Genomic DNA, 6,276 nt, shown 5'->3' on the forward strand with positions numbered 1-6,276 from the left:
GCCGCGTTTTTCTCGCCGCTGATCGATCCGGCTCGTCCCTTACTCCGGCCAGAACCTCTCATCCGTCGCCTCAGCAACACCCCACGGGCAGCGAGCCGGGAAATCGTTCTCCGCCGAATCCGTCTCGATCGCCGCCTTGCGGCGGGCGTAGCGGTAGGCGGAGGCCATGACGTCGTCGAGGACAGCCTTCAGGCTCGGGTTGTCGTCGATGAGGTCAGAAATCTCGTCGCGCGCGTTGGCGATCGACAGCCGCCAGGAATTGCCGCGGCCAGCCGGTTGATACGGCCATTTGAGCAAGTGCAGCAGGAGCACCGTGAGGCGGCTGACGAGTTCGCGCTTCTCGGTCTTGCCCATGCTCTCGATTTCCTCGGCGATCGCGGCGAGGTCGGCTTCCGCCACGCGCCCGGCGCGCAGCAGCGCCGCCTGTTCGAGGCTCCAGGCGTAAAAATCGCTGTCGTGCAGGGACCGTCGCGTCGGCATGGGCGTGAGCCTACTCCCGCGGACCGGGGCTGTCGATTGGACGCGTGGCGGCTGCCCGCCCTTCATCTCGGGATCGCCACGTCGCCCTTCGGGCTCCTCACGAGGACGATGGCCCGACGCGCCGACCGGCGCTCACATCTCCGCATGTTCCGCATCGAACCGCCACACGTCCTCGAAGCCCATCAGCCGGTTCATCTCGGCGAACGGATAGAGCGGGGTTTTGGCGCCGAGCGAGGAGCCTGTGTCGCGGATCCGTTTGTAGACCGTCTCCAGCGCCGCCGCTGCGGCGAGGAGCCCGGCGACGGGGTAGATGGCGATCGCGTAGCCAAGCTCGGCGAGGCGGGCGTTGGTGAGCATCGGCGTGCGGCCGCCCTCGACCATGTTGGCGAGGAGCGGCGTATCGCCGAGTTCGCGGCCGATCGCCGCCATCTCGTCCTCGCTCTCCGGCGACTCGACGAACAGGACGTCCGCCCCCGCCTCCGCGTAGAGCCGCGCGCGCCGGATCGCCTCGGCGAGCCCGAGCGAGGAGCGCGCGTCGGTGCGGGCCACGATCAGGAAATCCGGGCTTGTCCGGGCCTCGGCCGCGACGCGGATCTTGCGAGCCATGTCCTCGGCGGCGATCACCCGCCGGCCCTGGGTATGCCCGCATTTCTTGGGGAACTCCTGGTCCTCGAGCTGGATCGCGGCGGCGCCGGCCCGCTCGTAGCCCTGCACGGCATGGCGCACGTTGAGGAGGCCCCCGTAGCCCGTGTCGCCGTCGGCGATCAGCGGCGCGCCCGCCATCCGCGCCATCGCCTCGACGCGCGCAACCATGTCGGAATAACTGGCGAGCCCCGCGTCCGGCAGACCGAGATGCGAGGCGACGGTCCCGTAGCCCGTCATGTAGAGCGCCTCGAAGCCCGTCCGCGCCGCCATGCGCAGCGACACCATGTCGAAGACGCCGGGGGCGGCGATCACGCGGTCCTTGGGGCGCGCATTGAGGATGTCTCGAAGATTCGACATGACGATCACCCTGTCTTCATCGGCGTCCGCGCGTTCGGCCGGCGCCGGGTTTGGGCGCGCCCTGGCCTGGAGCTTAGCATCCCGCCGGCGCCCCGGCAGCCCGCAAGCCTCGGTCCCGCGCAGGCTTTCCAGTCGGCGAGAGGTCACGCAAGATGGGCGGCGCTCCGAGCGCGATCGCGGCCGCCGCGCCGACCGACCGAAAGGAGACTCTCATGATCGAGGGCTATTCCGACCACGCCGCGAATGAGCGCACGTTCCTCGCCTGGGTGCGGACGGGCGTTGCGGTCATCGCCTTCGGGTTCGTCATCGAGTGGTTCAATCTCTTCCTGCTCTCGCTGGCGAACACGGCCGCCCTCGATCCGGCGCGTCGGCTCCAGCTCGAACGGCTGGCGGGACCGTCGACCCACTACGAAGGCCTGTCCCTGATCGTCGCGGGGATCGCTGTGCTTGTCGTAGCGGCCTTCCGATTTGTGCGGACCGAGCGCCTCCTGGCCGATCCGGAAGTCCACCCTCGCGCGGGCGCGGGCGCGGAAGTTATCCTTTCGGCCGTTCTGGCGCTGGTCGTGGCCGCACTGGGCGGACTGATGGCGTTTGCGAGTTGAGCGCCGCGGCGCGTTGACGCTGTTGAGCGCTGGCGTCATGCTGCCGGCGCGTGCGCGTCCGAAGAACCGGACGCTGCTGAACGTGATCCGACGGAGGAGCCCCATGACCATCGTCAAGCACAGCATCGACGCCGAGATGGCGGAGAAAGCCGTTTCGGCGGCTGCGAACAAAGCTGTGGAACTCAATCTGCGCATGTGCATCGCCGTCTCGGACGAGAGCGGAGACCTGAAGGCGTTCCATCGCATGGACGGCGCGCCCAAGCTCTCGATCCAGATTTCCCAGGACAAGGCCTACACCGCCGCCTCGTTCTCGATGGCGACGCACGCGTGGTTCGACTTCATCAAGGACGACCCGCCGCTCCTACACGGCATCACCCACACGCCGCGCCTCATCGTGTTCGGCGGCGGCTTCCCGATTGTGATCATGGGCGAGGTGATCGGCGCAATCGGCGTCAGCGGCGGCCACTACACGCAGGACATGGAGTGCGCGCGGGCCGCGCTCGCGGCGATCGGCGCCGAGGCGCAATAGGCGACGGCGCCGTCCGCGTCCCTGCCAAAGGACGCTGCGCCATGTGGGATTGCGCGCGCCGTTCGGCCGCCGGATAATGCGGGGCGGGGAGCTCTGCTGATCGAGGAGATCGACGATGCCGGTCGAACTGGTGGGACGCGACGGCTACAGGGTCATGATCCCGGACGGGGCGGTCGGAATGGAAGGTCGGGACGGGCGGATCGTCGCCGTTCCCGCCGGCGCCTTCGGCTTGCAGGGACGCGACGGACGCATGGTCGCGATTCCGTCGGGCTCAATCGGGCTCGAAGGGTCCGACGGACGGATGGTTCCCATCCCGGCCGGGTCGACGGGTATGCAGGGGCGCGACGGCCGCATGGTCGATATCCCGAGCGACGCCGCGGGTCTCGCCGGGACGGACGGCCGGATGGTCGCCATCCCGGCCGGAAAGGTCGGAGTCGTCGACCGGAAGGGCCGGATGCGCGCCGAGGAGCCCGGCGCGCCGCCGTCCGAGCGGCCCATCCGGATCGACGCCGACGCCTCGATCGAGGATTATCCCGACTGGACGCGGTTTCCGCCCTGACGTCGCCTCAGCCGGCCGAGCGACCGCGCTCGGAAAGGCGCGGCGGAGCCTTGCGGCGTCAGGGCGTGACGCTGAGGCCGAACCCCGCCTTGCGCCGCGAGGGCGCGGTCCGGACGGGCTTGGCCGGCGCGGCCTTCTCGTCGAACAGTTCCGCAAGCTTCTCCGTCATCGCGCCGCCGAGTTCCTCGGCGTCGACGATCGTGACCGCGCGACGGTCGTAGCGCGTCACGTCGTGGCCGATGCCGATGGCGATGAGCTCCACCGGCGAGCGGGTCTCGATCTCCTCGATCACGTACCGCAGATGCCGCTCGAGATAGTTGCCGGGATTGACCGAGAGGGTCGAATCGTCGACCGGCGCGCCGTCCGAGATCATCATCAGGATCTTGCGCTGCTCCGGCCGCCCGAGCAACCGCTCGTGCGCCCACGCTAACGCCTCGCCGTCGATGTTCTCCTTGAGCAGGCCCTCGCGCATCATGAGGCCGAGGTTTTTCCGCGCCCGCCGCCAGGGCGCGTCGGCGGACTTGTAGACCAGGTGGCGCAGGTCGTTGAGCCGGCCGGGGTTCGGCGGCTTGCCGGCCTGCAGCCAGGCCTCGCGCGACTGCCCGCCCTTCCAGGCGCGGGTGGTGAAGCCGAGGATCTCGACCTTGACCCCGCAACGTTCGAGCGTGCGGGCGAGAATGTCGGCGCAGGTGGCGGCCACCGTGATCGGCCGCCCCCGCATCGAGCCGGAATTGTCGATGAGCAGCGACACCACTGTGTCGCGGAACTCCATGTCCTTCTCCTGCTTGAAGGACAGAGGCTGCTGGGGATCGATGATGACGCGCGTCAGGCGCGCGGAGTCGAGCGTGCCCTCTTCGAGGTCGAAGTCCCAGGAGCGATTCTGCTGCGCCATCAGGCGGCGCTGCAACCGGTTGGCGAGCCGCGCCACGACCGACGACAGGTTCAGCAACTGCTTGTCGAGATATTCGCGCAGGCGTTGCAGTTCGTCGGGGTCGCAAAGTTCGTCGGCCTCGACGACCTCGTCGAACTTGGTCGTGTAGGCCTTGTATTCCGTGGTCCGGCGCTCCTGCGACTGTGGCTGCTGTGGGCGGTTCTCGGCGGCCTCCTCCGCGTCGCCTGCCTCGCCCTCGTCGTCGAGTTCCGACGACGGCGCCTCGACCGTGTCCATGGTCCCTTCGTCGGCGTCGTCGGTCGTGTCGTCGGCCGCCTCGCGCTGCATCGAGTCCTGCGACTGGCTCTCCTCGCCCTCGCCTTGCGCGTCTTCGGGCTCCTCTGGCGGCGGGTTTTCCTGTTCGTCCGGCTGCTCGTCGGGCTCAGCCTCCGCATCGTTGGTCAGGCCGAGCGACGTCAGCAGCTTCTGCATGAGCCTCGCGTAGGCGCGCTGGTCCAGGATGGCGTTGCCGAGCTTGTCGAGGTCGGCCCCGGCCTTTTCCTCCACGAAGCCGCGCCACAGGTCGGTCAGCCGCTCGGCCCCCGCGGGCGGCCTGAGGCCCGTCAGGCGCTCGCGCGCCATCATCGCCACCGCCTCCTCGAGCGGCGCCTCGTCGCGGTTGCGCGCCTCGGCGAAGGGGCTCTTGTGATAGCGGTCGTCGAGCATGGCGGTCAGGTTCGCCGCCACGCCCTCCATGCGCCGGGCGCCGATCGCCTCGACGCGCGCCTGCTCAACCGCGTCGAACAGCGCGCGCGCCGGGGGATTCTGCGGCGCGAGCCGGCGATGGACGGTCTCGTTGTGGCAGGCGACCCGGAGGGCGAAGGAATCGGCGACCCCGCGCAAGGTCGCCGCCTCGCGCGGAGTGGCCCTGCGCGGCGGCTCGGGCAGCCGCGCCTTGGCGCCCTCGGGGCCGGTGAGCAGCGCCGGCTTGTCGGCGGAGAAGGTGACTTCAAGCTCGGGGTGCCGGGCGAGCGCCCGGGTGCAGGATGCGACCGCCCGCTTGAACGGCTCGCTCGCCGCCTCGGGCTTGGCCCCGGGCTTGCGGTTGCTGGGCTTGACGTCGACGGTCGACATGGAGACCTTCGTGAGGGGCGCCACGGGAGGCGGCAGGTTGAACAACTCTATAGGCCCCGCTCCTGTTGCGCCGCAAGAATTGGAATAGCGGCCGCGAATGCTCGGCGCCGCATTGACGGCGTCGACTCACGTCTTAAATTTGGGTTCTGGCGCGCCCGATCGCCCGTCCCGGGCGGCGCGGCGCTGCGCCCACGAAGAAGGCAAAGCCCATGAACGCGCCCGCTTTTCCTCCCGCCGATGTCGCCATCCCGGCCGAGTTCCAGACATGCTTCGACGCCCAGCGCGCCGCCTATCGGAAGGCGCCGGAGCCGACCGACGCCGAGCGCATCGCCGACCTGAAGGGGCTCGCCCGGCTGGTCAAGGAAAACCAGGCCGCGATCACCGCCGCGATCAACGCCGACTACGGCAATCGCAGCGCGTTCGAGACGAAATTCGCTGAAATCTTTTACGTGATCGACTCCGCGCACGACGCGGCCAGGCGCCTGAAGGACTGGATGCGGCCTCAGCGCCGCGCGGTCGACCTCTTGACCTTCGCGGGCGCGCGGAACCGCCTCATTCCGCAGCCGCTCGGCGTCGTCGGCGTGATCGTGCCGTGGAACTATCCGCTGATGCTGAGCTTCGGGCCGCTGATCAGCATTTTCGCCGCAGGCAACCGGGCGATGGTGAAGATGTCGGAGAATTCGCGGCGTCTGGCGGAGCTCCTGATCGAGCTGTCGCCGAAATATTTTCCGGAGGACAAACTCGCCTTTTTCGACGACGGCGGCGGCCGCGGGCCCGCCTTCTCCTCGTTGCCGTTCGACCACCTGATCTTCACCGGGTCGGGCGCGACCGGGCGGGCGGTGATGGCCAACGCGGCCCGCAACCTCACCCCCGTGACGCTCGAGCTCGGCGGCAAATCCCCGGCGATCGTCGCCCCCGACTTTCCGATCAAGACGGCGGCAGAGCGCATCCTGTGGGCCAAGTGCTTCAACGCCGGCCAGACCTGTCTTGCGGTCGATTATGTCTTCCTGCCGCGAGGCAAGGAGCCGGAGTTCGTGGACCGTTGCAAGCGCCTGTTCGCCAAACGCTACCCGGACATCAACGGCCCCGACTTCACCTC

7 protein-coding genes are annotated in these 6,276 nt (G+C 69.1%); 4 read left to right on the forward strand and 3 right to left on the reverse strand.

The window, feature by feature from the left end:
• Nucleotides 1-39: 39 nt before the first annotated feature.
• Both ACLP25_RS04175 and ACLP25_RS04180 read right to left on the reverse strand, forming a co-directional pair.
• The gene (locus tag ACLP25_RS04175; RefSeq protein ID WP_442467968.1) at nucleotides 40-480 is read right to left on the reverse strand and encodes a DUF29 domain-containing protein; all 441 of its coding nucleotides are present in this window, start codon (nucleotides 478-480) and stop codon (nucleotides 40-42) included.
• Between the two features lie 132 nt (nucleotides 481-612).
• Nucleotides 613-1,482 (reverse strand): isocitrate lyase/PEP mutase family protein, encoded by an 870-nt coding sequence (locus ACLP25_RS04180; protein WP_442467969.1) that lies wholly within the window; start codon nucleotides 1,480-1,482, stop codon nucleotides 613-615.
• A gap of 212 nt (nucleotides 1,483-1,694) precedes the next feature.
• Here ACLP25_RS04180 and ACLP25_RS04185 point away from each other — a divergent pair, with 212 nt between their 5' ends.
• From ACLP25_RS04185 to ACLP25_RS04195, 3 genes are all read left to right on the forward strand, one after another.
• Complete coding sequence (locus ACLP25_RS04185; RefSeq protein ID WP_442467970.1) at nucleotides 1,695-2,084, forward strand: YidH family protein; 390 nt, start codon at nucleotides 1,695-1,697, stop codon at nucleotides 2,082-2,084.
• 103 nt (nucleotides 2,085-2,187) lie between these two features.
• Nucleotides 2,188-2,613 carry a GlcG/HbpS family heme-binding protein gene (locus ACLP25_RS04190; RefSeq protein WP_442467971.1) on the forward strand — a complete coding sequence of 142 codons (426 nt, stop codon included), beginning with the start codon at nucleotides 2,188-2,190 and terminating at the stop codon, nucleotides 2,611-2,613.
• A gap of 115 nt (nucleotides 2,614-2,728) precedes the next feature.
• Nucleotides 2,729-3,172: a hypothetical protein gene (locus tag ACLP25_RS04195; RefSeq protein ID WP_442467972.1), complete on the forward strand. Its 444-nt coding sequence runs from the start codon at nucleotides 2,729-2,731 to the stop codon at nucleotides 3,170-3,172.
• Nucleotides 3,173-3,230: 58 nt separating this feature from the next.
• On the opposite strand, the gene cobT is transcribed toward ACLP25_RS04195, so the two are convergent.
• Entirely contained in the window at nucleotides 3,231-5,177 is a 1,947-nt protein-coding gene (cobT, locus tag ACLP25_RS04200; protein ID WP_442467973.1) for a cobaltochelatase subunit CobT, read from the reverse strand.
• Between the two features lie 209 nt (nucleotides 5,178-5,386).
• On the opposite strand from cobT, the gene ACLP25_RS04205 reads away from it, so the two are divergent.
• The coding region (locus tag ACLP25_RS04205) for an aldehyde dehydrogenase family protein (protein ID WP_442467974.1) at nucleotides 5,387-6,276 on the forward strand (890 nt) is incomplete at its 3' end.

This window comes from Roseiarcus sp., assembly GCF_052145395.1.
GTDB lineage: Bacteria > Pseudomonadota > Alphaproteobacteria > Rhizobiales > Beijerinckiaceae > Roseiarcus.

Bases quoted from the DNA above. Each gene is read 5' to 3' on its own strand.
- ACLP25_RS04175 (WP_442467968.1), bottom strand. From the start codon at position 480: ATGCCGACGCGACGGTCCCTGCACGACAGCGATTTTTACGCCTGGAGC.
- ACLP25_RS04180 (WP_442467969.1), bottom strand. From the start codon at position 1,482: ATGTCGAATCTTCGAGACATCCTCAATGCGCGCCCCAAGGACCGCGTG.
- ACLP25_RS04185 (WP_442467970.1), top strand. From the start codon at position 1,695: ATGATCGAGGGCTATTCCGACCACGCCGCGAATGAGCGCACGTTCCTC.
- ACLP25_RS04190 (WP_442467971.1), top strand. From the start codon at position 2,188: ATGACCATCGTCAAGCACAGCATCGACGCCGAGATGGCGGAGAAAGCC.
- ACLP25_RS04195 (WP_442467972.1), top strand. From the start codon at position 2,729: ATGCCGGTCGAACTGGTGGGACGCGACGGCTACAGGGTCATGATCCCG.
- cobT (WP_442467973.1), bottom strand. From the start codon at position 5,177: ATGTCGACCGTCGACGTCAAGCCCAGCAACCGCAAGCCCGGGGCCAAG.